Origin of the sequence: Pseudomonas sp. MF7453 (genome assembly GCF_016405455.1) — a bacterium.
In the GTDB taxonomy this organism is placed as follows: Bacteria; Pseudomonadota; Gammaproteobacteria; order Pseudomonadales; family Pseudomonadaceae; genus Aquipseudomonas; species Aquipseudomonas paralactis.
In genome coordinates this window covers 41,914-68,540 of sequence record NZ_JAEKCN010000020.1, presented here as the reverse complement: position 1 = coordinate 68,540, position 26,627 = coordinate 41,914, and the positions used below count along the sequence as shown (strand labels likewise).

The 26,627-nt window shown below is 58.4% G+C and carries 18 protein-coding genes and 1 tRNA gene; 8 read left to right on the top strand and 11 right to left on the bottom strand.

Annotated features, from left to right (window positions below; all coding sequences use genetic code 11):
- Position 1 precedes the first annotated feature (1 nt).
- The gene (locus JFT63_RS25375; protein WP_057701193.1) at positions 2 to 1,516 is read left to right on the top strand and encodes a tripartite tricarboxylate transporter permease; all 1,515 of its coding nucleotides are present in this window, start codon (positions 2 to 4) and stop codon (positions 1,514 to 1,516) included.
- Positions 1,509 to 2,537, top strand: a complete 1,029-nt coding sequence (locus tag JFT63_RS25370; RefSeq protein WP_057701194.1) for an AbrB family transcriptional regulator — start codon at positions 1,509 to 1,511, stop codon at positions 2,535 to 2,537. The genes JFT63_RS25375 and JFT63_RS25370 overlap by 8 nt, the downstream gene beginning before the upstream one ends.
- 38 nt (positions 2,538 to 2,575) lie before the next feature.
- On the opposite strand, the gene ung is transcribed toward JFT63_RS25370, so the two are convergent.
- On the bottom strand, positions 2,576 to 3,268 hold the full coding sequence (ung, locus tag JFT63_RS25365; RefSeq protein ID WP_057701195.1) for a uracil-DNA glycosylase: 693 nt from the start codon (positions 3,266 to 3,268) through the stop codon (positions 2,576 to 2,578).
- Between the two features lie 136 nt (positions 3,269 to 3,404).
- Between ung and JFT63_RS25360 the strand changes: the two genes are divergently transcribed.
- Complete coding sequence (locus JFT63_RS25360; RefSeq protein WP_198845006.1) at positions 3,405 to 4,517, top strand: enoyl-CoA hydratase/isomerase family protein; 1,113 nt, start codon at positions 3,405 to 3,407, stop codon at positions 4,515 to 4,517.
- Here the strand turns inward: JFT63_RS25360 and JFT63_RS25355 are convergent.
- Both JFT63_RS25355 and JFT63_RS25350 read right to left on the bottom strand, forming a co-directional pair.
- The gene (locus JFT63_RS25355; RefSeq protein ID WP_057701197.1) at positions 4,503 to 4,955 is read right to left on the bottom strand and encodes a DUF3757 domain-containing protein; all 453 of its coding nucleotides are present in this window, start codon (positions 4,953 to 4,955) and stop codon (positions 4,503 to 4,505) included. The genes JFT63_RS25360 and JFT63_RS25355 overlap by 15 nt on opposite strands.
- A 158-nt stretch (positions 4,956 to 5,113) precedes the next feature.
- Positions 5,114 to 5,473, bottom strand: a complete 360-nt coding sequence (locus tag JFT63_RS25350) for a hypothetical protein (RefSeq protein ID WP_057701198.1) — start codon at positions 5,471 to 5,473, stop codon at positions 5,114 to 5,116.
- Between the two features lie 244 nt (positions 5,474 to 5,717).
- On the opposite strand from JFT63_RS25350, the gene JFT63_RS25345 reads away from it, so the two are divergent.
- The 5 genes from JFT63_RS25345 (at position 5,718) to JFT63_RS25325 (ending at position 9,426) form a co-directional block, all read left to right on the top strand.
- Positions 5,718 to 5,930, top strand: coding sequence for a cysteine-rich CWC family protein (locus tag JFT63_RS25345; RefSeq protein WP_198845005.1), 213 nt, complete (start codon positions 5,718 to 5,720; stop codon positions 5,928 to 5,930).
- Positions 5,920 to 6,612, top strand: coding sequence for a pseudouridine synthase (locus JFT63_RS25340; protein WP_198845004.1), 693 nt, complete (start codon positions 5,920 to 5,922; stop codon positions 6,610 to 6,612). Before JFT63_RS25345 ends, JFT63_RS25340 begins: the two co-directional genes overlap by 11 nt.
- 304 nt (positions 6,613 to 6,916) lie before the next feature.
- Entirely contained in the window at positions 6,917 to 7,801 is an 885-nt protein-coding gene (locus tag JFT63_RS25335; RefSeq protein WP_186561167.1) for an alpha/beta fold hydrolase, read from the top strand.
- A 111-nt stretch (positions 7,802 to 7,912) separates the two neighbouring features.
- Positions 7,913 to 7,986: transfer RNA gene (locus JFT63_RS25330), tRNA-Gly, on the top strand.
- A gap of 138 nt (positions 7,987 to 8,124) precedes the next feature.
- Positions 8,125 to 9,426, top strand: coding sequence for a tyrosine-type recombinase/integrase (locus JFT63_RS25325; protein WP_233102407.1), 1,302 nt, complete (start codon positions 8,125 to 8,127; stop codon positions 9,424 to 9,426).
- Positions 9,427 to 9,470: 44 nt separating this feature from the next.
- Here JFT63_RS25325 and JFT63_RS25320 read toward each other — a convergent pair whose 3' ends face one another.
- The 8 genes from JFT63_RS25320 to JFT63_RS25285 form a co-directional block, all read right to left on the bottom strand.
- Positions 9,471 to 11,519, bottom strand: coding sequence for an acyltransferase family protein (locus tag JFT63_RS25320; RefSeq protein ID WP_198845003.1), 2,049 nt, complete (start codon positions 11,517 to 11,519; stop codon positions 9,471 to 9,473).
- A gap of 245 nt (positions 11,520 to 11,764) precedes the next feature.
- Positions 11,765 to 14,458 (bottom strand): phage tail fiber domain-containing protein, encoded by a 2,694-nt coding sequence (locus JFT63_RS25315; RefSeq protein WP_198845002.1) that lies wholly within the window; start codon positions 14,456 to 14,458, stop codon positions 11,765 to 11,767.
- A gap of 70 nt (positions 14,459 to 14,528) precedes the next feature.
- Entirely contained in the window at positions 14,529 to 20,648 is a 6,120-nt protein-coding gene (locus JFT63_RS25310; protein WP_198845001.1) for a hypothetical protein, read from the bottom strand.
- Positions 20,645 to 22,747 (bottom strand): transglycosylase SLT domain-containing protein, encoded by a 2,103-nt coding sequence (locus JFT63_RS25305; protein ID WP_198845000.1) that lies wholly within the window; start codon positions 22,745 to 22,747, stop codon positions 20,645 to 20,647. The genes JFT63_RS25310 and JFT63_RS25305 overlap by 4 nt, the downstream gene beginning before the upstream one ends.
- On the bottom strand, positions 22,747 to 23,208 hold the full coding sequence (locus JFT63_RS25300; protein ID WP_143192531.1) for a hypothetical protein: 462 nt from the start codon (positions 23,206 to 23,208) through the stop codon (positions 22,747 to 22,749). Before JFT63_RS25300 ends, JFT63_RS25305 begins: the two co-directional genes overlap by 1 nt.
- 11 nt (positions 23,209 to 23,219) lie before the next feature.
- Positions 23,220 to 23,687: a phage protein Gp13 family protein gene (locus tag JFT63_RS25295; RefSeq protein ID WP_198844999.1), complete on the bottom strand. Its 468-nt coding sequence runs from the start codon at positions 23,685 to 23,687 to the stop codon at positions 23,220 to 23,222.
- Positions 23,674 to 26,016, bottom strand: a complete 2,343-nt coding sequence (locus JFT63_RS25290; protein WP_198844998.1) for a hypothetical protein — start codon at positions 26,014 to 26,016, stop codon at positions 23,674 to 23,676. The genes JFT63_RS25295 and JFT63_RS25290 overlap by 14 nt, the downstream gene beginning before the upstream one ends.
- Positions 26,013 to 26,612 (bottom strand): hypothetical protein, encoded by a 600-nt coding sequence (locus JFT63_RS25285; protein WP_198844997.1) that lies wholly within the window; start codon positions 26,610 to 26,612, stop codon positions 26,013 to 26,015. The genes JFT63_RS25290 and JFT63_RS25285 overlap by 4 nt, the downstream gene beginning before the upstream one ends.
- Between the last annotated feature and the right edge of the window lie 15 nt (positions 26,613 to 26,627).

Here is a 26,627-nt window from a genome sequence, read left to right as displayed (position 1 = left end):
TATGGATACTTTTGGCTATTTGGGCCAGGGCTTCGGCGTCGCGTTGAGCCCCTACAACCTGGTGACCGCACTGTGCGGCACCCTTATCGGCACCGTGGTCGGCCTGCTGCCGGGCCTGGGCCCAATCAACGGCGTGGCACTGTTGATTCCCATCGCGTTTGCCCTGGGCCTGCCGCCCGAATCAGCGCTGATTCTGTTGGCAGCCGTATATCTGGGCTGCGAATACGGTGGCCGGATCAGTTCGATCCTGCTCAACATCCCGGGCGAAGCCTCTACCGTGATGACCACCCTGGACGGCTACCCGATGGCCCGTAAAGGTATGGCCGGTGTGGCGTTATCGTTGTCGGCCTGGAGCTCGTTCATCGGTGCATTTATCGCCACCTGCGGCATGGTGCTGTTTGCGCCATTGCTGGCCAAATGGGCGATTGCCTTTGGACCGGCGGAATACTTTGTGTTGATGGTATTTGCGATTGTCTGCCTGGGCGGCATGGCCGGTGACAAACCGCTGAAAACCTTTGTGTCGGCGCTGATCGGCCTGTTCCTTGCGTGCGTGGGCATCGACGCCAACAGTGGTGTTTACCGTTTTACCGGCGACAATATTCACCTGACCGACGGCATCCAGTTCGTGGTTCTGGTGCTGGGCTTGTTCTCGATCAGTGAGATCCTGTTGCTCCTGGAAAAAACCCACCGTGGCCAGGAAGCCGTGAAAGCTACCGGGCGCATGATGTTCAACGTCAAGGAAGCCTTGTCGGTACTCACCGTTAATCTTCGCTGCGGGGTGTCGGGCTTTATCATCGGCGTCTTGCCCGGTGCCGGCGCGACCATGGCCTCGGCTGTGGCCTACATGACCGAGAAGCGTATCGCAGGCGCCAGCGGCAAATTCGGCCAAGGCGACATGCGCGGCCTGGCGGCTCCGGAAACCGCGATCGGCGCATCGGTCTGCGGCGCCATGGTGCCGATGCTGACGCTCGGCGTTCCTGGTTCGGGCACCACGGCAGTGATGATCGGCGCGCTGTCGCTGTACAACATCACCCCCGGTCCGCTGCTGTTTCAACAGCAACCTGATATCGTCTGGGGCCTGATCGCCTCGTTGTTTATCGCCAACATCATGCTGGTGGTCCTCAACATCCCGATGATCCGCATCTTCACGCGCATCCTTGCGGTGCCGAACTGGGCGCTGGTGCCGGTGATCGCCATCATCACCGCAATTGGTGTGTACGCCGTACATGCCACCACCTTCGATCTGTTCCTGATGATCGCCATCGGCATCTTCGGCTACATCCTGCGCAAGCTGGACTTCCCACTGTCGCCGTTGCTGCTGGGCTTTATCCTCGGTGGTCTGATGGAGCAGAACCTGCGTCGTGCATTGTCGATTTCCAATGGTGCGCTGGAAATCCTGTGGTCCAGTCCGATCACCTTCGGTGTGTGGGTACTAACCGCCATCATGCTGCTCGTGCCATTGCTGCGTATCTGGCGCAAGCGCTCCTTGCAGCGCCGTGCCGTAGCCGATGTCTGAAGTCACCTTTAAACATTGGTGGGGAACACCGCTGGTCGGCCTGGCCGGCGGTTACCTGGCCAGCCTGGTCGGCTGGCCTTTGCCGTATATGGTCGGCTCGTTGCTGGCGATCATCCTGGTGCGGTGCCTGACGCCATGGCAACTGGCGGAAATCCCCGGCGGGCGCAAATGCGGCCAATGGGTGGTGGGCATCGGCATTGGCTTGCACTTCACGCCGCTGGTGATCGAACAAGTGATGAGCCACTTTGGCCTGATCTTCTTCGGTGCTCTGGTCACCAGTTTGTCGAGCGTGGTCGGCGTGTGGTTGATGCGCCGCAGCGGTGAAGACCGCGCCACGGCGTTTTTTTCGAGTATGCCGGGCGGCTCCGGGGAGATGGTCAACCTCGGCGCCCGTAATGGCGCGGTGCTTAGCCGGGTCGCGGCAGGGCAGAGTTTGCGCGTGCTGGTGGTGGTGCTCTGTGTGCCGGCGATCTTCAAGTATTTGCTGGGTGGCGGTGCACCGCAGTTTCACCCGGCGCCTGTGGACTGGGCCTGGCTGGCCCTGCTGTTTCCGATAGGTGCACTGGTGGCCTGGGGCTGGCAGCGTTTGCGCCAACCCAATCCCTGGCTCTTCGGGCCATTGCTGGTGAGTGCCATCGCCAGCGTGACCTGGGACTTGCACATTGGCCTGCCCGACGGCGGCAGCCAGATCGGCCAATGGCTGATCGGCAGTGGTTTGGGCTGCCACTTCAATCGGCAGTTCTTCCGCAGCGCGCCGGTGTTCCTGGGCCGTACCTTGATCGGCACGGCATTGACCATGGCGTTGGCGACATTGGCGGCGGTGGGGTTGAGCGCATTGACGCACCTGGACCTGCGCTCACTGACGCTGGGCATGATGCCTGGCGGCATTGCCGAGATGAGCCTGACGGCAGAGACACTGCAATTGTCGGTGCCGTTGGTGACGGCGATGCAGGTGATGCGTCTGCTATTTGTGCTGTTTTTGGCGGAGCCATTGTTCAGGCACTGGAACCGCCAGCCGTAAACAATCCAAACGCTCTCACATTTTGAATGTGAGAGCGTTTAGATTGGCGGCAGCCTCCACTCAATCGGCGTTTCGCCATTCTGCTCAAGAAACTTGTTGGTCCGGCTGAAATGCCCACACCCAATAAACCCCCGATACGCCGACAACGGCGACGGGTGCACTGACGTCAATACCAAATGTTTGGTGGCGTCGATCAGCTTCTGCTTGCCCTGAGCATGGGCGCCCCACAGCAAAAACACCAAGTGCGGCTGGTGCTCGCTGACGACCTCGATAATTCGATCGGTAAAGAACTGCCAGCCCTTGCCCGCATGGGCGTTGGCATTGGCACGCTCCACGGTCATGGTGGTGTTGAGCATCAACACGCCCTGATCGGCCCAGCTTTGCAGGTAGCCGTGATTGGGAATGTCGATGTTCAGGTCGCGCTTGAGCTCTTTATAGATATTGACCAGCGACGGCGGTGCCGGCACGCCCGGTTGTACCGAAAAGCACAGGCCATGGGCCTGGCCCGGACCGTGGTAAGGGTCCTGGCCAAGGATCACGACTTTGACCTTGTCCAGGGGTGTGGAGTTGAGGGCGTTGAAAATCAACGGGCCGGGCGGGTAGATCTCTTTGCCGGCGGCATGTTCCTGGCGCAGGAATTCGCGCAACTGGGCCATGTAGGGCTTCTCGAACTCATCGCGCAGGGCGTGTTTCCAGCTGGGTTCGAGTTTGATACGGTCGCCATCGGTCATAGTTGAATTGTCTTGTAAAAAAGAATGAGGCGAACCCTAGGAAAGCCGACCCCGCTTGTCAATTGATCTGACACACCACCGGCACTTTCCCACGAAGGGATCATACTCATCCTTCACCTGCTCGATTGAGGTCACAATGAACCTGCACTTCGAAGAACTGGCCGGCAACGGCGGTGCGCGCATAGGCATCGCCAGCCTGGACGCGCCAAAGAGCCTCAACGCCCTCTCCCTGCCCATGATCCTGGCCTTGGCAGAACGCCTGGATGCCTGGGCCAAAGACGCGCAAATTGCCTGTGTGCTGTTGCGGGGCAACGGGCCAAAAGCCTTTTGCGCCGGGGGTGAAGTGCGCAGTCTGGCTCAGGAATGCCGTGAACAACCCGGCGAAGTTCCGGCCCTGGCCGCGCAGTTTTTCGCTGCCGAGTATCGTCTCGACTACCACTTGCATACCTACCCCAAACCGCTGATTTGTTGGGGCCACGGCTATGTATTGGGCGGCGGCATGGGGCTGTTGCAAAGTGCCTCGGTACGCATCGTCACGCCGAGCAGTCGCCTGGCCATGCCCGAGATCAGCATTGGGTTGTACCCGGATGTAGGTGCCAGTTGGTTTCTGTCACGCCTGCCGGGCAAGCTCGGTTTGTTCCTGGGCCTTACCGGCGCCCATGTCAACGGCCGCGATGCCTTGGACCTGGGCCTGGCTGATCGCTTGCTGCGTGATGACCAGCAAGACGAGCTGCTTGACGGCCTGCTGCAATTGAACTGGCAGGAACAGGCCGCAATGCAGCTCAACAGTTTGCTCAAGGCTCTTGCCCAGGAGGCGGTCGGCCAACAACCCGAAGCGCAATGGTTGCCGCGCCGTGGGCTGATCGATGAATGCCTGGATGTGGGTGATATACGGTGTGCCTGGCGTGCGTTGAGCCTGTTGCGTGATCACAGCGACCCGCTATTGGCCCGCGCAGGTAAAACCCTCAGCGAAGGTTGCCCACTGACGGCCCACCTGGTGTGGGAGCAGATCCAGCGTGCCCGGCATCTATCCCTGGCCCAGGTGTTTCAGATGGAGTACACCATGAGCCTCAATTGCTGCCGCCATCCGGAGTTCGCGGAGGGTGTTCGAGCGCGCCTGATCGACAAGGACCAGACACCTCATTGGCATTGGCCGGATATCAATACCCTTCCGGAAGCGGTGGTGCATGCGCACTTTAACAAGGCGTGGGAAGGTAGGCATCCTCTGGCAGATTTATCTGACTACTGACAGGTCGGTGCTCTTGTCGTTGATGTTGAAAGCGCAGTTGTCCGGCTGGCTGTCCGTGCAGGTATATTCCGGCAGTTTGAACGCACCGGCCCGCAGCTCCCAGTAGAGGGTACTGGTCAATGACATGTTGATAATCTTGCTGCCCTTGTAGGGCCTCAGCGCTACAACGCCGCCCCAAGCGGTGCGATAGATGCATTTGTCCATGTAGCCGTTTTCCCTCTGCTCGTCCTCACCCGGTATAAAGACCGCGCCGATGAAGCCTTCGACAAGGCCCCGATACTTGACCTTCGGGCTTTGCCACCGCAGGTCGTTGCTCTCGACGCGATAATGGCCGTCGACATACGAAACCTGTGCCGGGTAAGCACAGCCTTGCTCCGCTCTGGCCGATGCAATGACGCCGGTCATCAGCAGGAACACGCAAATCGATAGTTTGAACATAGGGGGTTCCATCTGCTCAGTTTCACCACGTAAAGCTCAGGGGCTTTTCGCTAGTGAAATACAGCTATCGCCTCAAAGATAGCTGTTAAATCTGACAGTACGGACATACGGTACCTATAAAAAACGGCGCTTGATGCGCCGCTTGTTTTTCAAAATATTTAACGATGACCGCCGCGGCCCCCGCCGTGATCGGCACCCCGCCCATGCCCGCCGTTGCCCCAGCGATTACCCCAGCCCTGATTGGAATAAGGCCGGTAACCCGCTCTTGGGTAATAACGCGGTGCCGGCTGGTAATAGCGCGGCGCCGAGTAATAGCGAGGTTGTGGTGCATAGTAGCGAGGCGCAGGGGTGTAATAGCTGCGTCCATAGGGAGAGTAGCGCGGGCCGCCGTAGTAATAGGCGGGCGCCGGTGCGGTATAGACTTCGGAGCGATAGTAGGTGGCGCCTCCATCGTAATAGGGCACACAAGCTGACAGGGTCAGGCCGAGCAAAGCGATAAGCAGCAGTCGTCTATACATGGCGGCCTCCTGGACCGCGGAAGAGCTGCTCCAGCGACGCTGGAGAGCGGCATTCAGCCTTCACTGAATGACGAAATATCTGACATCAAAAACCGAATCTGGTGCGCCGACGACATAAGTAGAAACATCTGTTTCAGACGAAGTGAATGCCGGTCTTCAGAACGTGGTGATGGAACAGGGCTGAGCGGCGCTGTATCGTGCAAGCACTTGTGCGCCCCTGCCCGATTTCTGCCTGAACCGACCGATGACCACACCCTCCCTTTGCCCTGCCTGCGGTGCTCGCAACAACTGCGTTCTGGCCGATCCGCGCACCGCTGACCAGCCATGCTGGTGCTACAGCGTGACCATCGATCCGGCGTTGCTTGAAGCCTTGCCCGATGAACTGCGCAATAAAGCCTGCCTGTGCCCGCGCTGTGCTCAGGCAGACGAAGAGTTACGTAACCGCAATGCGCGTTGATCGTTTCCTCAGCAACCTGGCGCAGTTCAATCGCCAGCAAGTGCGCCTGCTGCTGGCGGGGCGTCGAGTGACCGTCGACGGTGTAGAAATCAGCGACCCCCACCATCCAGTGCGCGAATTCAGCCATGTCTGCGTTGACGGAGAAGTACTGCAGGCAGGCAAACCGGCGCGTTATTTCATGCTGCACAAACCCCAGGGCTGCGTGAGTGCCACCGCGGACCCGCAACATCCCACCGTTCTGGACCTGCTGGATGTGCCGGACAAGGCCGAGCTGCACATCGCCGGTCGTCTGGATTTCAATACCACCGGCCTGATGCTGATTACCAACGATGGCCAATGGTCGCGGCGCCTGACCCAACCACAGACCAAGTTGCCCAAGGTTTACCGCGTGGAAACCGAGCAAGAGATCGGCGAGCAGTACGCAGCAACTTTTGCCGAAGGTGTGTATTTCGCCTTCGAAGATCTCACCACCCAGCCTGCTGAACTTGAGTTGCTGGGCCCACGGACGGCGCGCTTGAGCATCATCGAAGGCCGCTATCACCAAGTGAAGCGGATGTTCGGTCATTTCAACAATAAGGTGATCGGCCTGCATCGCGAGCGGATGGGCCCCCTGGTGCTGGACACATCCCTTGCGCCGGGCCAATACCGACCACTGACCGACGACGAAATACGGCAGGTCTGACCACCGTTCGGCCTGCGATCGCAAAAAACCGGCCTTTGAACTTGCAGCCTGGCAGTTGTGCTGCTTGACTCAGGGCTTGCGCCACATCATGACTGATGAATCGCCCTATAACCTCCAAGAAACACCTTGCCTCGCCCGTGCTCGACCTACGGGCCTTCCCGGCAAACCGCCCCTCATAACAACACCCGCCGGCCAGCCGTCATCGGACCGACATGGGCCCTCATTTCAAGGCGTATGCCTACCTGTCACAAAGCTCGTGCAGAGTGATCTGCGCGCACTACCCGCTTGCCAGGAGTCTTACGACATGAGGCCAGAAATCGCTGTGCTGGATATACAGGGTCAGTATCGGGTGTACACGGAGTTCTATCGCGCGGACGCGGCTGAAAAGACCATCGTCCTGGTCAACGGCTCCATGGCGACCACGGCGTCCTTCGCTCAAACCGTGAAAAGCCTGTACCCGCAATTCAATGTGGTTTTGTACGACCAGCCTTACGCCGGCCGTTCCAAAATCCATAACCGCCATGAGCAAATGCTGACAAAGGAAGTTGAGGGCCAGATCCTGCTGGAACTGCTCGACCACTTCGCCGCTGAACACGTACTGTCCTTTTCATGGGGCGGTGCCGCCACTTTGGTCGCGCTTGCACACCGGCCTCGACGTGTGGAAAAAGCCGTGATCAGCTCCTTCTCGCCAGTGATCAATGCCCCCATGCGCGATTACCTTGAGCGCGGTGTCGATTACCTCGGCAACCTCGACCGCGACCGTGTCGGCCACCTGGTCAACAGCACCATCGGCAAGCATCTGCCGTCGCTGTTCAAGCGCTTCAACTACCGCCACGTCAGCAACCTGGCCGAGCACGAATACGGGCAGATGCACTTTCACATCAGCCACGTGCTCAACAGCGACCGGCTGTGCTACTTGAGAGCGGCCAGGCAGATCGATATTCCAGTGCTGTTTTTGAACGGCGAATGGGATGAGTACACCAGCGCCGAGGATGCCAAACTGTTTGGTCAGCATGTGGCCAAGAGCAGCTTCAGCACCATCCAGGCCACAGGGCACTTTCTGGATATGGAGCACAAAGCGGCGTGCCGGGATAGCCGTGAGGCCGTGGTGGGCTTCCTGAAATCAGAGCGACAGGTGAGCCGGTTGCGATATCACCAGGGGCAGACGCAGCATGCCGCTGCCATTTGAAAGGGAGACTGGCGATGGCGAACAAGCGCACTCGCCACACGCAACCCACACATTTTTCAAAGAAAAACTTCAAATTGCGGCGAACATCTGGTACAAAGTCAGCCGCTCTGAGCGGGTATAGTTTAGTGGTAAAACGAAAGCTTCCCAAGCTTTAGTTGAGGGTTCGATTCCCTCTACCCGCTCCACCTATTAAATCCCCCATTACCCCGCACTTCCCCTATTCATGTAAACCCCCCGCACCGCCTGCGTTTCACCTATCCCTAATGCACCAAGCTACACCCTACTATCCCCGCTTACCCTTGATTCCGTGTATGGCTGCATGTATGGTGATCAAAACATCGAACCAAACCATACAAGAAATCCTCATGAAACGATCCGAGATAAAGCGTAGACCGCTAGCAGATACGGTCCTCGCGTCCTTAGAGCCTGAGGCAAAAGAGTACCGTGAGAACTACGGTATCGACCGACTTTATTTCGTAGTCAGCAGCACCGGCCGGAAGCGGTGGGAGCTTAGGTTCAAGAAGCCGAACGGAAAGTGGGGGTGGCACGGCCTGGGGTCTTACCCTGACGTGACCGCAAAAAATGCCAGGGAAAAGGCACTGCAAGCGCAGCGGCTAAACTCCGAGGGCGTAGACCCGATAACCCACAAGGCCAACCTGAAGGCCTCCAAGGACGCGGCAGAGGCCAATACGTTCAAGGCGGCCGCCGACCTCTGGCTTGACAAAAAGATCAAGGATGGCCGCGCCGAAAAGACCCTGGCCGGGATCAATGGCGCATTAAAAAACGACATACTCCCCGCTCTGGGCAAGAAACCATTGAGCAAGATTACCCGCGCAGACTGTGCAAATCTTCAGGCGAGTATAGAGGCCCGCGGCGCCCACAATACTGCCGAGAAGGTCCGCGTTTGGGTAAACCAAATATTTGGCCTGGCGATCGGCAAGGGCATGACTGAGAACAACCCAGCCAGCAACTTGATCGACATTGCCGAAAAGGCGCCAGAAGAATCGCAATACCCGCACCTTCTTGAGTCGGAACTGCCGGAGTTTTTGCGGGCGATGGGTGAATCTAGAAGCGGGACGATTGTGCGCACGGCTGCATGGCTGACTCTTCTGACCGCTTCAAGACCGGGCATGACACGCTGGGCAGAATGGACCGAGGTTGATCTTGATGCTGGCCTGTGGGCGGTACCAGGCGCGAAGATGAAAATGCGGCGTGACCACATCGTGCCGCTACCCACCCAGGCCGTGGAGCTGATCAGGGATCTACATCGGCTTACTGGCCGCTCGCGTTACCTTTTCCCCTCAAGCGGCGAAAAGGTGCCAGTGATATCAGATGCCTCAATCAACAAGTGCTTTGCGCTGATTGGCTATAAGGGCCGGATGACAGGTCATGGCAGTCGCCACACCTGTGAAACCCTGCTCTCTGAATTTGGTTGGGATGAGAACTGGCGTGACATGCACCTGGCTCATAAAAAGGCGGGGCTCAAGGGGGTGTATGACAAGGCGATCTACCTGCCACAACGGAAAAAGATGGTGCAGTGGTACGCCGATTATCTGGATGCATTGCGGGACGGCATGACCGACGAGCAGCGCGTAGAATTCAAAAGAAAGGTTAACGCCGGATAAAGAAAGGCCAGCTCAAAGGCTGGCCCAGTCAGTTACATACCAAGCTATTGCGTAGCAAGGTCCTTCACAATTACCGGAACCAGGGCCGTCCTTGCAAAAAACTCAGAGGCCTTTGACGTCAAGTGTCCGACGTCAAAGGTCACAAGCCCAGTCTTGCGGTCATCTCCAACGTAAGTCATACAGCCTTCCGAGTTACAAAAGGCATCCAGAGCCGAGACGTACTCAAAGCCCGCAGTGCTGGCTCTTTTTTTCAGCCATGTATCGGTTGGAAAAATATCACCGGCGAAGTTTTCATTAACCCGCTTCGGCGTATTAAACCAGTATTTCCTAATAACCATTTGGTGCAATGCTGTGTTGTACCTTGGGACCGGCCCGACCACAATCACATGCTTAACACCATATCCCTTCGCCCTCTCAACCAGCGCGGCGAGATTGTTGAACATGTCATGTCCACCGATCTGCGCAATAACAAGGATCTGCGGCGCAACCTTATGAATCACTTCAAGTGCAACCGTGTTTGAGCGATCACAATACTTTTTATCTGGCGCCTGCGGGTTGGGTATGTTCGCTACACAGCCGGAGCTGGCAACCTGTATCAGAGAAACATCGCTCGGAAGATCCTGTTTTAGCCCATATAGCAGCTGCTGGGCGTGCGAATCGCCCCAAACCATGACCACGGATTTTGAAGTAGGGGTATAGCAGGAAGGGGCAATCTGTGCTTTTGGCTCGTTCGTCGCATTACCAGAAAGATGACTATCCATATCATAGAAGTCGCAATCATAGCGGTAGGTCTCGGATGTATTGTGAGTCTTGAAGTAATTCCAACTAGGTGCGTAATTATTAAAATACTGCGCATATTCTTCGCGATCCACGACTGCCGCCCGGCCCGGCAACCCATCCTTATAAAATGACAGAGTGCCTGATATAGCCACAATACAGCCCAGGAAAACCAGAACTCCAGTTTTAGAGAGCTTCAACTTGGCAGCCCTGAATGGCAGCTCAATAAATTTATATGTCACAAATGCAAGCAAGAAACTTGCAGTGATTGCAATTACGCCCTTCCAAACGCTCAGTTCGTCTGCCCCAACGATCCTCATGAACGTGATAACAGGCCAGTGCCAAAGGTACAGCGGATAACTTATCAATCCAATGCCGACAAATACACGACTCGCCAATACCCGGTCATTTAACCAGGTGTTCGGCCCGGAAAGTATGAGCAGAGCCGAGCCCATTACCGGCATTAAGGCCCAAGCACCAGGGAAGGATTTGCTTTTATCGATAATTGCTACCGAGGCGATCAGCAGCAAAACTCCTAATAATGAGATCGCATTGAACGCTGTCTTCCGTGCCGTCGTACCGGTACGGCTGCAAGCAATCGCGGCGGGGTGAAACACTGCTGCGTAGGCGAGCAGACTACCGACCAAAATCTCCCAGAACCGGTACTGCGGAAGATAGAATGCTGCCGATGGATCTGCCTTCAGTTTGTGTACATCTGCACCGAACGACACCACGGCCGCAATGATCAGAAACGGGAAAGCCCATTTCCTGTAGCGCCACATAGCCCATGCGATCAGAGGAAACAGAAAATAAAACTGCTCTTCAACACCGAGCGACCACAGATGAAGAAGCGGTTTAAGCTCTGACGCCGTATCAAAATATCCAGACTCTTTGTATAGAACTATGTTTTGAACAAAGCCAATACTGGAAATCATGTGCTTGCCTAGCATCTTAAACTCTGACGCCATAAGCGCGAACCAGCCAAAAATATAGCAGGCGGCAAGAACCAGAACCAGAGCTGGAAAAATCCTTTTAATACGCCTCTGGTAAAAACCAGAAAAACTAAAGCTACCTGCGTTCAATTCTTTAAAAATGATACTTGATATTAAGTAACCAGATATAACAAAAAATATATCAACACCTATAAAGCCACCAGGTACAAATGATGGAAAGGCGTGAAATAGAACAACAGTAATAATAGCAAAAGCTCTAAGCCCATCTATATCTGGACGATATTTTAAATGCTTGTGAAGTTTATCAACTCCTGCACTTTCAGAATCTTTAACATCCCTGTGCATCGACAGCTTAGAATTCATTTCACTATAGTTCCGGCTTGAACTTTATCGTTAAAATCAGATGCTAATAATATTTCGCAAAACGAGGATATTTTAGCGAATCGGTATAAACAGGTGAGCATGGTACTGTCTGGGCATGGCGGTTCGCAACCATTGCGAATTACGCGCTTATCACACCAAGCCAATTCCCGCAAGCGCGAACGAACCGCTAAAAAATCAAACTGAAATACGAAAAAGCCCCGTGAAGGGGCTTTTTGTTCTTCCCCCTAAACTGTCATCCAACCCTTGGACAGGTGGTATTTGAGCCTCCTGGAAATCCAGGGCGTATTCATTGGGATCGCTGCGGCCGAGCCGTCAATTGTCGTTCCCGACAAAATCAAGTTGACCGTTGCTGCTGATCCATCACGCTTGTAGTGGAGAATCTGCCCGTCGCGGCCAGTGCCGATTGTGACGTTGTAGGTGCCCGCGCTAAGCATCCAGGTTGCATAATCGTTTGTTGTGCTGTCATGGGTGACTGGACCAGTGATATCTGGGGAGTAGCCCTCTGTCACGTCGCCATTGATCACAACACCGTTTTGAAATGCGCGGCCATGAACGTCCTCGCCGGGCAAGGACTGGCGGATGGCGCCGCCACTGTTCACGGGCGGGAACTTCACGCCGACTCTGTTCAAGAAAAAGCAGTTGGTCACATAGATAATGCCTCCCTCCGCACTTCTAAACGAAATCTGATAGGTAGTTGAGAAGTCGCTACCGGTTGAATTTGTGAGTTCTGCGCATACCCGTTGGAAGTTTGTGCCTGCCCGCGCCCTGTAAAGCTGCATGTGATGAATTGTTCCGTCACTTTTGACGGCGCGGATCATGATCTCCACGTCGCCAGACTCACACAGCACGAAGCATCCAAAGCTGACTAGACCGGAAAGCATTCCAATAGGTGCAATGGACTTAACGTAGATGGCGTCATCACCTGGGAGCGCAGGGAAAACCATTTTCGTAGACGAGAGATAGCCCGCGTCCAGCATCGAGGTTGTTGACACTGACGCAACTCCGGACCAACTGGCCGCACCAGTTGCCGCGGTAAACCAGGTGCCAGCTGTTAAGTCACAGCTGTTCACAATTCGATTGATAGGAGGCTGAAGATTCCTTGTAATCGTCTCAAATCCATTCGGCCCAGTGATCCTACCTGTTCCTGATGTTTCCATGCCTTGTGGTGTCTGGAACGTGAGGCTGCTATTTGCTCCGTCAGGAACCTGATTGTAATAATCAATCTGTGACGCAAGGTGTATATGGTTAGTATCGCCGGCGAAATAGCTAGCTGTATCTGAGCGAATGGTTGTGCCGCCCGCGAGAACGGTGAACGTTCCGTTCTTGCCGCTAGCATAGATGTTATATGCGCGGCAGGTCTCGATATACCCCTCAAACCGGGTAGAGCTGCCATTGTCTTGGATGCCGATCGAGGAATTCGAACGGCGGCAATACTCGACTGTCGCGTTAATGATGTTGTGTGCACTATTCGCGTCGATGCTGATTCCGATCTCGCAAGTCGTCGGATCTATTGGGCCAATAGGCGCCACGCCAGTAGAGTACCTACCTCCTATGTGGCCACTCAAAATCCTATTCGCGTTGCTGTTGATGATCGCGATGCCGCGGATGCAGTCGTCAACCCATCCAAGGCTCACGGCATTTGAATACGACTGATTGAACTCGATACCATTCTGAAAGCCGCCAATCCGCTCAATGCTGAATTGGGCCCCGCCCATACCACCGATTTTCAGCCCAGCCAGCGGCACTCCCGCGTATCCGGGGCCCTGTATCCAGCCCGCCGAGAAGTTCGTGCAAGATCCTTCTGCCGAAACCGCTACGCCAGAAGTCATAGTACAAATAAGGTGCTGGATATGCAGGTTTTCCCGGTTGAAGTCGAGTTGCACAGCAGGCGTGGTGCGGTAGGTCGGCATCCTGATCGTTGTGCTCGTGGTAAGCGGCACTGTGCACTTAATCGAAAGCCCTTCAAGCAGACAGCTATCCATTATTTTTTGCGCAACAAGCCCGCAGTCAAACCCGGCACTAACACCGCCAAACTCCATTTGAACAGCACCATCAAAGAATCGCAGCCAGCAGCCAGACCCGGACGCATCAATCTCCCCGGCCCGGTTCATGTAGCTGATGATCGAGGCTTGCGCCGGTGACAGGGATGCCGTGGGCACAGTCGGACTGAATACCCGGAACCCGTCGTGCTTGGATTTCAGAACGGTCGGCGCCCACACCAGATGCCCACCACCGATATAGGTGCCAGCGTGGTACGAGCTGAGAATCGCCTGCTCGCCGCCGTTCGCGCCAGTCTTGCCGAAGATGCTTTTCACAGAGCTGAACTGGCGGATTGTGCCGTTCTGCAGGTTTGTCAGTTGCCCGTCGCCCGTGACATAGGACACGCCTTGAGCAGTGTTGCCTGGGCCGCCGCCCTCCCCCAGCGCCCGCCCAACCTCGGCAATTACCCAAGAACGGGTTGCGGCGTCCTGAGCGTCAACAGGATCTAGAAGGCTCTTGATGCGGCGGTTTTCCGCATAGAAATAGTCACGCCCGAAAGGCCGGGTCAGCGCCCGCTTGAAGATTGTGTCGGTCTGCTGAATCAGCATGGTCAACCGGTCAAACACATCCTCATGCGTTTCCGCCAGGAACTTCCCCTGATTGCGCAGGCTGGTGGGCTGGTATGCCTGCATTTCCCTGGAAACCGCCAGTTGCCCCGGCCCCGGCAAGGTTCTGGTGGTGGCAATGCTCCCCTCGTCCTTGCCCGCGCCGTTTACTGTGTAATCGGTTCCGAAGGTCAAAACGGCGCTGACACCATTGGGGTCAACGTACGTTACGACCAAATCTTCGTTCGCGAGAAACTTGAAGTAGAAAGGGAAATTGGTAGTAACCCCGTTGGTATCAAACTCGGCAACGCTCTCGACTGTGCTTACGGTCACGGTTGTGACTCCTTTCCTGAGGGCAAAAAAAATCCCGCTCAATGGCGGGATTCGGTGGGGTATCGCGTTGTTATTTTTTCGGGGCGCCGTGCAACAGGGCCTTGATGAACTCGGCCGCGTCTTCTGGCGTTTCTTCGCCCACGGCGACGTTGTAGAGGTATGAGCCCTGGCGGGTGAGTGGCTTGGTAGGTACGCCCAGCAGGTAACCGCCAGCGGTCACAATCGACTTAGCAGCGGCCCCCGCTTCCTTGTCACCTGTTGCCAGACCGGTAACAGCCCCGGCAGCCTGGCGGCCGGCGTTGATCGCCTGCCAGGCTGGAGATAGGGAGCCCGCGTGACCACTGAGCGCGGCCCCGAGGGTGTCGCGAATCACGGGGAAACCGGACACGCCAAACCCGAGTGTGCTTTTTGCCATCCAGGCGGCGGTGTTTTCGTCTTCGTCGGGGCCTTTGCCGGTGAGCAGATCACCCACCACACCCTGGAAGAACGCCACGGCCAGCATGGCAGCGGCGGCGCTGGCCACCGTGCGCGAACCCTGCTTGGCCTCAAAGGCCAGGTCTCGGTTCTGGTTGTAGTAGGCGCTGAACGGCGTGTAGAACATCGTCAGCAAGCGCATGGCGGCGCCCTGGTCCTTGCGCTGGATAGCCGCGATATCCATTGCCCCGGTACCACCCTGCGAAAGGCGCACAGCCTTGTCTCCATCGAGCGCCGCCGCCGCTGCATCCTTGCCAGCCGCCAGCCCTTCGCGGTAGCTGGCCATCCAGATCGCTCCGGAAATCCCACGGTCCAGGTATCCCAGCAGGTTGAACGAGAACCGCACCAGGTCGTCACGCTTGCGGAAAAAGGCGTTCTTGCCGATCAGGTCGGCCATGCTAGAAGCCAGTCGGCCGTCCTCGGTATCCCAGCGCAGGCGCATTGCCGGGGATGCGTCGGTGATCATCCGGTACGTTTCGACAGGTGACCGGATGCCATCAAGCAGGCTTTTTGCAAGAAGCTGGGGCTTCACGTACAGCAGCCCCGGAATCAAGCCGCCTACCTGGGCCAGCAGCGTGGTGCTGGAAAGGCCCAGGCCCACTATGGACGTATTCGTTCTGGCCGCGTCGAGGAACCGGTTGAAGTTACCGGTCTCTGGCGGGTTGCGGTCATTGGCTATCGCCTTCAACCAGGGCAAGAACGAATCAGCGCCACGCGGCCCCAGCTTGTCGATCAGCACCGCCCTTATCTGCGGGTCTTTGGTCAGGCGGTGAGCGTCCTGCAATGCCTCGCGGTGCGTCAGGTCGTGGACGTGCTGGGCCAGGCGCTGGGGGATGGCGCTCAAGTCGAGCAGCAGCGGGCCGCTGGCGTTGTCGTTTCGCTGGTTGGTGAACCCGTTGGACGGCAGTGCGCCCTCGAAACCCTCGTTGAACAGCTCGCCGCCCACCGCTGCCGGCGGCGCACCTGCCCGCTTGCGGTCGTACATGATGGGGAAGTAACCGCCACGGTACTCACCAAACGCGGTGCTGACTGGCTTGGGCTCGATACGCGGCGGCGCCACGCCTGAAAGGCGCTTGTACATGGCTGCGATGTCAGGCCAGAGATTGTCAAAGGAATCCCACACCGACTGCACCAGGTCCCAATCCTGTTTGTCCAGGCGACCCAGCATGTCAGCCAGCGCCGCGTCATTCAGCTTGTTGCCCTTGAGCAGTTTGGTGCGGTTCGACTCGTTACCAGTGTTCAGCGCGTGCATCAGGATTTCGCGGCGGTTGAACGACTTCCCGGCACTGGCAATATAGAAGCGGTCGGCCAGGCGCTTGGAATCCATGCCCGCGAAGCGCTCAACAATGGAGCGAATGCCATTTTTGAACAGTGTGCGCTCGTTGGCCTGGGCTTCGGCCAATGGGTTCCACACCAGTTCATGCCAGGGGCCGCTGGTGTTCTTACCATCCAGGCGATTGATCACGTTTTCCATGCGGGTCAGCGAAGCATCGAGACCGGCCAGGGCCCCAAAAGCCTTGTCGGCGGTGGTCTCGCTACTTTCGGAGGTTGCGACCTTTCGCGCATCGACAGGCACGTTGTCATTGAGGGAGCGGATCAGGTCGCTACGGGCCTGCTCATAATCGCGCTTATACTTGCTGTTCAGCAGTTTGTTTTTCAGCTTGGCCAGGTGTTCGATGTTCACCACGGCATCGCGCACGCCGTTGAGCTCTTCAAAGGTCAGGTCCCGGTAGTTGACGCGGGCGCTCTGTTCGATCAAGTGCTGTGGAACGGTCACGACGTTGCCGGCGGCTTCTTGCTCGCTGACGAACTGAGCCAGGCTACGACGGCGCTCTACCTGCGGGCCGCTGACCTTGCGGAATTCGTACTGATCAAGCAGGCCCTCGATCTGCTCCAGGTAGCTGGCGCCGGCCTTGCCGATGCGTTCACGCGTCGAAGGCTTTTCGAAGCGGCGCATGAAGGTGTAAATCTTTTCCTCTTCCTTGCGGGCGGCAGTCGCTTCCCGGTACAGATAGTGGTTCAACAGCTCGCGCTGCTTGGCCTCGGCGGCTTCCTGCCAGCGGTTGTTGGTGGCGAAGTTGAAGGCATCACGGTTGGCTTTGCGTTCGGCGTTCAAGTACAGGTGTGGCTGGATATCGCGCACCACCTTGTCAGCGATCACCTGCTTGGACACGGCGCGTATATCTTTCAGGGATGGAATGGCGCTGTAGGCGTCTTCGCGCAAGGCGCGGGAGTTGCCATCCTGTGCCCGTTGGACTTTCTCCACCTGGCGGCGCAGGCGGTCAATGGCGCGCAGCTCTTCCCGCACAACCTGGGCCCGGTCATCGTTGTGCACCGCATCAATAGCGCGGTCAGCCAGTGAGCCGTCGTTGAGCATGTCGCCATACTCGGCACGCATCCTGGCGTCGGTTTCAGCCTGGATCAGTTCTTTGCGCCCACGGGCGCCCACCAGGGCCTGAACCATTTCATCGCCAGAGGTGTATCCGAACTGCTCGGCCACGATATCGGGATGAATCCCATCATCGCTGGTCATGCCGCGCAGGCGGGACACAACCGGCTTGCCATAACGCTCCACCAGCGGGCCACGGGATAGCTTGACCGGCTCGCCCGCGGTGCCATCTGTCTGCAGACCTTTGCGCAACAGATCCTGTACGCGGTAAACGGGTTGAGCATCGACTTCCTTGGTCACCGCTTCCTGCATAACGCCACGGGCTTCCTTCCACCACTTCTGCTGCTCGCGAGTCAGCTCATGCAGCGCTTCGGCGGTAAGTCGTTCCTCGGCGGCCTGGCCAGCCTTGTCGGCGGTGGCGCGGTACGCGTCGAACTCAGCGGGTGACATGCCGGCCGTCTGTGCGTCAGTGAACAGGCTGCGGTACGGTGCCTGGGCTACGGCGATTTCGTCATCGGTGGCCAACAGGCGGTCGAACACCCGGCGCACGTCGTCATTAAGCTGAACGTTAAGGCGGCTCGCATCCCGGTAGATTTGGGTCAACCAAGCCTTGAACCGGGAAAAGGCCGACTGCAATGCAGCACTGGGCGCCTTGCCTTCGCGCAGATATGCCTCAAACCCACGGGCAAACTGTTCGTGCTGATCGACCTTAACGCCTGAGCGATCTTTCACACCGAACCAATCAAGGACCGTCTGGTAATCCTGCTTTACCTGGTCCGGCACGTCGGCGCGTGCTGCCAGATCACCCATCACTTCCAGGTAAAAGTGCCCGGTTTCATGCAGGAACGTGGACAGGTTGGCCTTGTCGGTCAGCTTGATATTGAACTTGCGGTCGGCGCCGAACTGGATAAACCCACGGGCACCGTCTTCGGCCTGATCAAACCGAACGGCGTCATCACCCAGCAATGCCTTGCGCACGGCCGCGTTATCCAGTGCGTTCAGGTCTAGGCCAGATTGATCAATAGCGCGCTGCAGGTCGTCCAGGGTTGCCCGGGTGTTGAACTGTTCCTGATTGACGTTACCTGGCGCTGACTGGCGCTGGCCACGCAATTCCTTGTCGAGCGATGCCAGCAGCATGTCGGGGGTGGCAGTTGCGACATTGCCGAAGTAGCCGGCCTCTGCGGCCTGAGTCGCCATATCGTCGAGACTGCGACCGCCCTTCCTGGCTATCCGGTTAGCACCACGGCGCCCCACGTCGGCGTCACGGGCCGCCAGCTCGCCGCCTTCGTCGTTGATCCCGCCGCGCTCGCGGATAAAGTCGATCAGCGACGGGCCGTTGACTGTGGCGTCATCCGGTATGTCACCAGTTCGCAGCCGGTCAAGCATCAAATCCAACTGATCAGCGCTTGCCGGACTACGCAGCACTTCGGGAATGTCCCGGCCAACGCGAAGCTGGTACTGATTGAACAGGTCGTAGGGATCAATGCCGGAACGCTCGCCCAGGGACCGGAACGCCGATTGATACAGCGAGGCCTCGCGGTCGGCGGTCTGTGCTTCTCGGCCAATGCCCAGCAACTGCCCGCGCACGTCCTCGAATACTCGACGGTCTGAGGCTGCAACGGTGTCCTGTTCAACGCGGTCGCGCAGGCGGTCCAACTCTTCCGGCACACGCTGCTGGAATTCGGCCAGCTCGCGCAGGGTCATTGCGTCAGGGGTGGCGCGCATGTCCTGCTCCAGCCCCCGGTGGTGACCATCCTTCGCGATAACAGATGCCCATTTTTCCAGCGGGATCGAGATGTCACCGCCCAGCGTCAAGGCCTCACCAAGGGCGCCAGCGTTGCCCGTGGCCGCCGTGGCGAACTGCTCAGGGTCAAGGTTGTTTTCCTGAAAGTAACGTTGGAACTGTTCAGCCGGAACCAAGATGTTTTCAACGTTTCCACCGGCCTGTTCCTTCAATCGCGCAATCAATGCCTCGGCGCGCTGTGGCGAACGCTGGAACATCTTGGAGCTTTTCGCCATATCGCCCAGGCGCTGTACTGCGGCCAGGTCTTGTTCGATCTGCCAGTACCGCCGGCCAGAGCTGGCGCCGGCAATCGCCACGTCAACCGGCGCGGTCGCCAGGCCCAGGGCGGCATTCAGGAACATCTCTCCCCCGCTCGCCTCTTCGCCCACGGCGGCGGCGCCTGCTGCTGCACCACCAGCACCACCTGCGGCCTGTGCCGCACCTTCGGCGGCGACATTGCCCAGTTTCCCGCCAATGCCGCGCCCAGCAAATGGGATGGGTAGCATCCCGCCCAGGGCGTTTACAGAGGCTTCGGCCAACGTGCGCTTGAGGCTGTAGGCGTAGGACTGGTCGATATCGCCGGTTTTCTTGAAGCCTTCGGCCAGGTTTTCACCAGCACCACCAGCAACGCCGGCGCCGAAGTTCACGCCACCCACCACAATCGCCTTCTCTGCGGCACGCTGGGCGAAGGTGCTGGCCAAACGGCTGACAGCAAAGTTCTTCGCCGGTTGAGCCGCAAGCCCACCCAGCCCACCGCCGGCCACCAGGCTTGGCAATGCCTCAGTCAGCGCGCTACCGATCAGCCCAGGGTTGCGCAGTGCATACATACCGGTGTCCGCCGCCGCACTACCAAAGCCAGCACCGCCAGAGCGCGCCTGATCAAACACCTGGCCAGCGAAGGCAATGCGCTGGTCCCGAGGCATGGCCATGTAGCCCTCAACAGCGCTGACGACGTTGTTTTCGGTTCGCCCGGTGTAGTTCGGCTCATCCGTACCGTTGCGATCGAGGGCGCTTTGCGGGGCCAGCATGTTGACGAAGAAGCCGCCGACCGAGGAAAGCGACCGGTCAAGCAGGTTGGCCCCGGCCTCACCGATCAATCCAAGCTGGCCGACGCCACGGGAAAGCGCATCCAAGGTGCCGGTGGAGTGCTGCTGACCCGACTCTTTCACGAAGCTGTCGAAAGCCCCCTCAACGTTCGACAGACCGTCGATATCGTCATGGGCCACGCCTGCGTTATTCGGGTCAGTCAAAAACTGGTTGGTGACCGGCGCACGGCTCAATAGCGCGTCGTAGTCCACGGCGTCGAGCTTCGCCTTGCGCTCAATCTCCGGCCGGTTGCGCGAGACCATTTCCGGCGCCAGCCCGGTCAGTTCGGCCAGGCGCTGGATGTTCGCCTGCTCGTCGGGGTTGGTGTCAGCGACATAGCTCAAGGTGTTGCGCGGGTTCGGCAGGTCACGCTGGCGCTGAATCACTGCGTCGTATTTGTTGGGTTCGGCGGCGGCCTGCTCACCGGTGCTGGTGAGAATTTCGTCGTAGCGATTCATTGATTGGCCTCATTGAACAGTTTCAGAATGTCGGCGTCATTCGGCACGCGACCATGGCGCTTGAGCGCTTCGACGATCTGCTGGTGTTCATCTGCTGGAATTTGCTTGATGTCCCGAACAATCACCTGATCGCCGGGCTCACGTTCGAAGGCTCGCTTCTTGGACGAGAACATCCCCATGAAGCCGGAGCCAGGCACATCACCCTGGATGAATGCCCGGTCTACGACCTTTTGCACCTGGTCGGGGGTGGCCTTCTTGCCTTGGTCCTGCTCCAGGGCGCGGATCTGCGTGTCGACGTACCGGCGGGCAGCGGCCACCGACTTTGCGTCGGACTTCCCGGCCTTTGCATTGGGATCAATACCGGCATTGCGCAGGGCTTCCTTGAAAATATCGTCATTGCTGCCAATGGACGATGTGACCTCGGCGCCCTTCTCGCGCCGGTCCTGCTGCAGCTTCGTCAGCTCCTGAAAGTCGGAGTCGGAAAGCTTGGCGCGCATCCCCAGCAGATTCAGCTCGTTGCCGCTGACAATCTCGTCGCGAGCCCGGTAATAGACCTCTTGGTCTGTTGGGCGGCCTGGCTTGTAATCCATGATCTGCTTGCGGCCCTCGGCGGGCAGCGCGGCCCAAGTGTTGGCCGGAATCGTGTCCCAGCTATTACCCTGCAAAACCACATCCCATGCGGATTCCAGGTTCTGCGCATCCTGTTGCTTGCGCTGCTCGGCTTGCCAGTCGATGCGCTGCTTTGCGGCTTTAAGCGCAATAGACTTCTGATCGGCGGTCAGATCGTCACGCGCATCAATGGCTTGGGCCACCTGGCCAAAGCTGGGTTCCTGGGTCTGCAATGCCTTGCCCAGCACCTTTTCGGTGTATTCGCGGGTTTCCTTGAACGGGATCTTGTCCAGGAACTCGGCCTGGCTGATTTCGCCTGTACGCGGGTCGCCCAGCTTGAGCTTGCTTGCGTTCTTGCCGGTGGTGTTGGTGCCGTTGATCCAGTCGTTAACCATGCCTGGGCCAGCGTTGTAGGCAGCCACGGCCAGCGCCGGCGACTTGAAATCGTTGGTTAGATTCTGGAAATAGGCCTGGCCGAGCTGACGGTTGTAGTCCGGATCATTGCGAAAGCGGTTTTCATCCCATTCAACGCCGGCAAGCTTTGCCGCTTCTGGCCCGGTGCTGGGCATGATCTGAGCGGTACCAATGGCGCCACGGCTCGACGTCATCGGTTGGCCGTTGCGGTCAAATTGCTTGCCGCCGCTTTCAGCCTGCAGGATTGAGGCGAACACCCGGTTGTCCTGGCTGCTGACATCCTGCACGGCCTGGCTGCCCACGCTGACGCCAACCTGGCGATCAATAAGCGGCTTGAGCATTGAGGCCGCCTTGAGCTGCGCGTCGGCGGTCATGCTGACAGCGTTATCCATGAAGTACTGCTTTGCCTTCATCGGGTCACGCGCAGCCAGTTGTTCAATCACTGCCGCATTAAGCCGGGTGTTCGCCTCCAGGCGTTTCTGTTCGGCAAGCTCGGGCGCAAGGCCCTTGCGCTGCGCCTCAGACCCTTCAACTACATTCATCTTGGCTTGGTAGTAGGCGAGTTGTTGCGGGTCGTTGGCGTACAGGGCGGCGCCCTGGATGGCACTCCGGCGCTGCCCTTCGGCCGTGTCGTCGTAATGCTGTTCCCTTTGGGCGAACTCGTACTTGTTCAGTTCGTTGGATAGCGAGTTGCGGCGGCTGGCGACAATCTGCGCATAGCGCGCTTTCTGCTGCTCGCTGGTCAAGGTCTCGGCGATCTTGGCCTGGGCTTCTTCGAACTGGCCCAGCGTCTGGTTGGTGATATCGAGCGCAGCCCCGCCCTTACGCGTGTACACGCCGCCTTCCGGGTTGAACATGGTGTTCTGCTGCCACTCGGTCAGCTTGCGATCAGCATCCATGATCGAGGCGGTATCGGCCTGCTCCCTGGACTTGTTGGCCAGGATTTCCGCGCCACGCTGAAAGCTCTGCAAGCCCTGGGCAATCGAGGTGGTATCAGGCGCAACGCCCTGCAATTGAATGGGCCGGGTTGGCTGCTGCTGAACCTGCGCCGTGTCGTATGTCGGTACCCGTGGCATTAGCGAGCCCCCGCGAACGAACCGAATGCACCACCGATGCCGCCGAGGATTGAACCCATGGCGGCGGTCTTACCGTTCTGCACGGTCTGGTTGGCATTGAGCAAGTCTTGCTTGGCCTGCACGCGGTAGCCGTATGCTTCGCGGGCGGCGTTGTTCTGGATCGTCAGCGCGTCCAGCTCTCCGAGCATGGCGGTGTCGTCCTGCAACTGGGCCGAACTGCCGCTGTTCACGTCGATCCCGTTAGCGGCCTGCACGCTGCGCTGGGTGCCGACTGCCTGCCCGGTGCGCACGCGCTGCCAATCCGCCGAGGTGTTGCCGGCGTTGATCGTTTCGTCGGCGGTTTGTCGCTTGAACGCGGCGTTCTGCTCCATCATTCCAGACTGGAACTGTGCGTTTTGCTTCTGGCCCTGGGCCTGCATCATGCTGCCGGCCAAGCCAATGGCTACGGGTATCAATGCCATCCAGCACATGGTTATTCCTCTCGGTTCAGGGTGAAGGGATAGAACGGCAGGCGCTTGGGCCCATACGGGACGGCCTCGCCGAACTCGAAGCCCAGCCATTTCAGCCAGCGAATGGCCGAGGTGTTGCGGGCGTCGACGTAGTTAATGAGGTGGCGGTGTCTGGTCAGCATCCCTTGCACCTCGGGCTTGCAGACCTTGAGGAATGCGCGGGCGTGGCGCTCGACGTGAGTGGTACTGATCAGCCAGGGCACGCCGACCGATCCAAGAAGGCTGTGCACCGCATCCCCAAACACGGCGACGATGTGGCCGTTGACCACGATCTTGCGGGCGTTGAGGCTATCGTTGATGCCGGACAGCAGCTCACGCTCCAGCGATACGCCGAGACCTTCGACAATTTCGTCGATATCGGCCTGTCGCACGTCGCGCAGGATCGCCGGGATATCCTCGGGCTCAATGGGCAAAACCTCAGCGACCGCCAATGGTCACCTCCGGGATCACTGCCAGCACGGACAACGGCAGCGGGTCAGCCTGCCGGATAAATACCCGGCCCTTGCCCTGCCAGTTGTTGGAGATAGAGATTTCCGCTTGGCCGGTGAGCAACTCGATAGGCGACTCATAGTCATCCCGGTCAGTCTTATGTGGGTACAGGTGGTTTTTGTCATTGCCAGCGAAGATGCCCCGTGATTCCTCGACAATTACGGTCAAGCTGGTGACGGCAATCTTCTTGTCCAGCGCTGTTTCGTTGGCGTTTTTCAACTCCAGATCGAGGGTTTCCATGTCGGAGATGTATTGCAGTCCAACGTGGGCGATGCCTGCGGCTTCCTGCAATGCAACGGAGCCATCAGTAACCACGCGCTGGGGGTGCACGCTGCCGTCGGCAAGGATTGAAACGGTCTTGCCTTCAAGGTGGCCCAGACCGGATAGCGTTTGCACCTGGCGCGCCCAGGCAAATACGGCCACACCGCGCAGCGATACCGGGCAGATGATCAGCAGCTTGACCGTGACCACGCCGGGGCTGGTGTAGCCGACCACTTCAACCCGCACAATTTCTGTTGCCGGGTCGCCGTTCTCGTCGATCACCTGGCGCTTCAGCGAGTAATCGACACCCACGCTCCCCGCTGTGAATGGCGTGTGACCCACGGCTGTCATGGTGACCACCTCGGGAAACTGCCAGGTTGTGCCACCGGACAGGGTGAAGGTCTTGGCGGCGTCGGTGTTGCGCCCGTCGTAGGTCAGGCCGCAATCAACAAAGAAAGCGTCCTCAATGCTGGTTATCTGCCGGCTTTCCATGCGCTCGATGTAACGCTTCTGCACGCCGTTAATGTTGCGGCGCACCACCATGTACAGCACGTCTTCCTGGCCTTCGGGAATGCAGGCGATGGACTCGACGAAGCCGTCAGTGTCGTGCCAGTGCCAGCCCACCAACTGCTGTTCGGGAACGTATGTCAGGCCCAGCAGCACACCGTCATCACGCACATACCAGACAATCGAGTCGGGCACCTTCTGGTAAGCAACGTTCGTCAGCTCCTTCCCCTTGAACAGGTGAGCACTGAATAGCGTTAGGTCATCAGCGGCAAACCCGTCAGCATTCAGGGAGTAACCGAACGATGACACCCGGTTACCCCGTGCCTGGACATACACGGCGCTGTTACCCACCACCACGGGCGGAACGATGGCTGTGCCGTCGTAGCCCTCTGGAACGGCCTGCACGGTCTTTGCCGACAAACCTGTGTCACCGCCCGAAATTGTGAACTCTGCGCCCGTGGTGAGCGCCAGCAGCTTACGCAGCCCCAACAGATGGCGAACCCGGTTCACCTTGTTGCTGCTCAAGGTGAAGGTGATTGCGTCATCGTCTTTGTTCGGGACGGAATAACCGAAGTTCTTGAACAGGCCGGTCTTGCTCGTCCACACGGTCTGCGGCTGCAAATTGCTACCGGCAAATATCAGGCGCTGCTGGTAATACACCACGGCGCCCGGGAAGTTACCGGCGCCAACAAAGGGGTCATTGCCGTTCGGTGGCGTGTCGGTCTTGACGGCCGTGATGTTCTGGTCCGTGAAGGTGGTACCGGTGGCGCGCCCAATGAATCCGTAGATCCCGGCGCCGGCGTTGTCCTTGTAGATGATGTAGTACGTCGCGCCGGTAACGGCGGGCCAGGTGATAGTTGCCGACGCAACGTCTGTGTGGGTGGTGACCGGGTTGGACGTGGCAGGCAGGGATTCATCCAGGGTGTTGCCGTCATCCAGCACAGCGGTGACCTGGTAGCGCCAGGTTTGGGCCGTGCCAGTGCCTCCACCGCTTACCGCCGTGGCAGATGCCGGAGCGGCAATGCGGGGGGCCAGGTTGATTTCGGCGGTGGTCCAGTTATCGTGGGCCAGGCGGTTCAGTTCACGCGGCTTGTATCCTGGCTGCGCAAAGGTCATCACGTCAGCGGACTGGGTGTAATTCAGGGACGCCAGATCGCTCTGTGTGTACGGCATGGCCAGTTCGAAGGGCGTGCCGATGTTGGGGCCGGCGCTGTACAGCACCTGGCCACCGTCCTTGATAACCCGCATGTTCAAGTCGCCAAACGCCAGGACGTAGGTCTGCACGTCGTTGAACTGGAACGGAACCAGCCGGCAAAGCTTGGTCGAATCCTTCACCTCGGCCACCAGGCGCGTGCCGGCACGGTTACGCACGCCGCCGTAGGGCATGACCATAAAGTTGCGGCACAGCTTGAGCCCCGTGTAGTAGCGGGCAATGTCGGTGCGCGCACTGGCAGACGGCGAAAGCTCGCCCGCCGCGAAGGTCGGCTGGAGTATTCCGCTCATGATCGCACCCTGATGAATTCAGACTCAGGATCTGGATCGTCCTGGGATTCTTGAAAGGCTGAACCCTTGGCAATCGACAGGGCCAGGTTGTATTGCTGGGTAGCGAATTGCTGCAGGTCTGATTTCGAACTGAGCGGCAACGCCAGATCCATAGCCAGGCGCCAAGCCAGAACGTCGGCAAAGGCAGGATCAAAGAACGTGGAGTCCTCGACCTTGAACGTGAAGCGGCACGCAGCGTCAATCTGGTCGGTATGGATCACCCGGCCGCCCGAGTCATAGCCGATCTTGTACGGAATACGCTGATCACTGGTCATGGTCATGCGCTGGCCAGGCACAACGATGTTGCGCACCTTGAGGCAGTCGGCCGGATAGCGATACCGGAACGCCCAACCAGGCGCAGGGCTGCCCAGGCTCGCCAGGGCAACGATGGATTCCGCGAATGGCCAGGGAAAAGCCTGCAACACCAGCTCACGAAGCGGGCCGTAGAACACCCGGCACAGCTCGGCCGCTTTGCTCTTTTCCGTGAACGACACAATCGGCTGGGTGTACGCAACCCGCGACAGGGCGATGTTGCAAATCTCTACGTCGCTGGACATTCTGGAACCTCAGAA

Excerpts from the sequence above, each read along its gene's own strand:
- JFT63_RS25335 (WP_186561167.1), top strand. The coding sequence starts at position 6,917 with ATGAGGCCAGAAATCGCTGTGCTGGATATACAGGGTCAGTATCGGGTG.
- JFT63_RS25375 (WP_057701193.1), top strand. The coding sequence starts at position 2 with ATGGATACTTTTGGCTATTTGGGCCAGGGCTTCGGCGTCGCGTTGAGC.
- JFT63_RS25320 (WP_198845003.1), bottom strand. The coding sequence starts at position 11,519 with ATGAATTCTAAGCTGTCGATGCACAGGGATGTTAAAGATTCTGAAAGT.
- JFT63_RS25345 (WP_198845005.1), top strand. The coding sequence starts at position 5,718 with ATGACCACACCCTCCCTTTGCCCTGCCTGCGGTGCTCGCAACAACTGC.
- JFT63_RS25360 (WP_198845006.1), top strand. The coding sequence starts at position 3,405 with ATGAACCTGCACTTCGAAGAACTGGCCGGCAACGGCGGTGCGCGCATA.
- JFT63_RS25310 (WP_198845001.1), bottom strand. The coding sequence starts at position 20,648 with ATGAATCGCTACGACGAAATTCTCACCAGCACCGGTGAGCAGGCCGCC.
- JFT63_RS25325 (WP_233102407.1), top strand. The coding sequence starts at position 8,125 with ATGGTGATCAAAACATCGAACCAAACCATACAAGAAATCCTCATGAAA.
- JFT63_RS25305 (WP_198845000.1), bottom strand. The coding sequence starts at position 22,747 with ATGCCACGGGTACCGACATACGACACGGCGCAGGTTCAGCAGCAGCCA.
- ung (WP_057701195.1), bottom strand. The coding sequence starts at position 3,268 with ATGACCGATGGCGACCGTATCAAACTCGAACCCAGCTGGAAACACGCC.
- JFT63_RS25355 (WP_057701197.1), bottom strand. The coding sequence starts at position 4,955 with ATGTTCAAACTATCGATTTGCGTGTTCCTGCTGATGACCGGCGTCATT.
- JFT63_RS25285 (WP_198844997.1), bottom strand. The coding sequence starts at position 26,612 with ATGTCCAGCGACGTAGAGATTTGCAACATCGCCCTGTCGCGGGTTGCG.
- JFT63_RS25370 (WP_057701194.1), top strand. The coding sequence starts at position 1,509 with ATGTCTGAAGTCACCTTTAAACATTGGTGGGGAACACCGCTGGTCGGC.
- JFT63_RS25290 (WP_198844998.1), bottom strand. The coding sequence starts at position 26,016 with ATGAGCGGAATACTCCAGCCGACCTTCGCGGCGGGCGAGCTTTCGCCG.
- JFT63_RS25340 (WP_198845004.1), top strand. The coding sequence starts at position 5,920 with ATGCGCGTTGATCGTTTCCTCAGCAACCTGGCGCAGTTCAATCGCCAG.
- JFT63_RS25350 (WP_057701198.1), bottom strand. The coding sequence starts at position 5,473 with ATGTATAGACGACTGCTGCTTATCGCTTTGCTCGGCCTGACCCTGTCA.
- JFT63_RS25300 (WP_143192531.1), bottom strand. The coding sequence starts at position 23,208 with ATGGCATTGATACCCGTAGCCATTGGCTTGGCCGGCAGCATGATGCAG.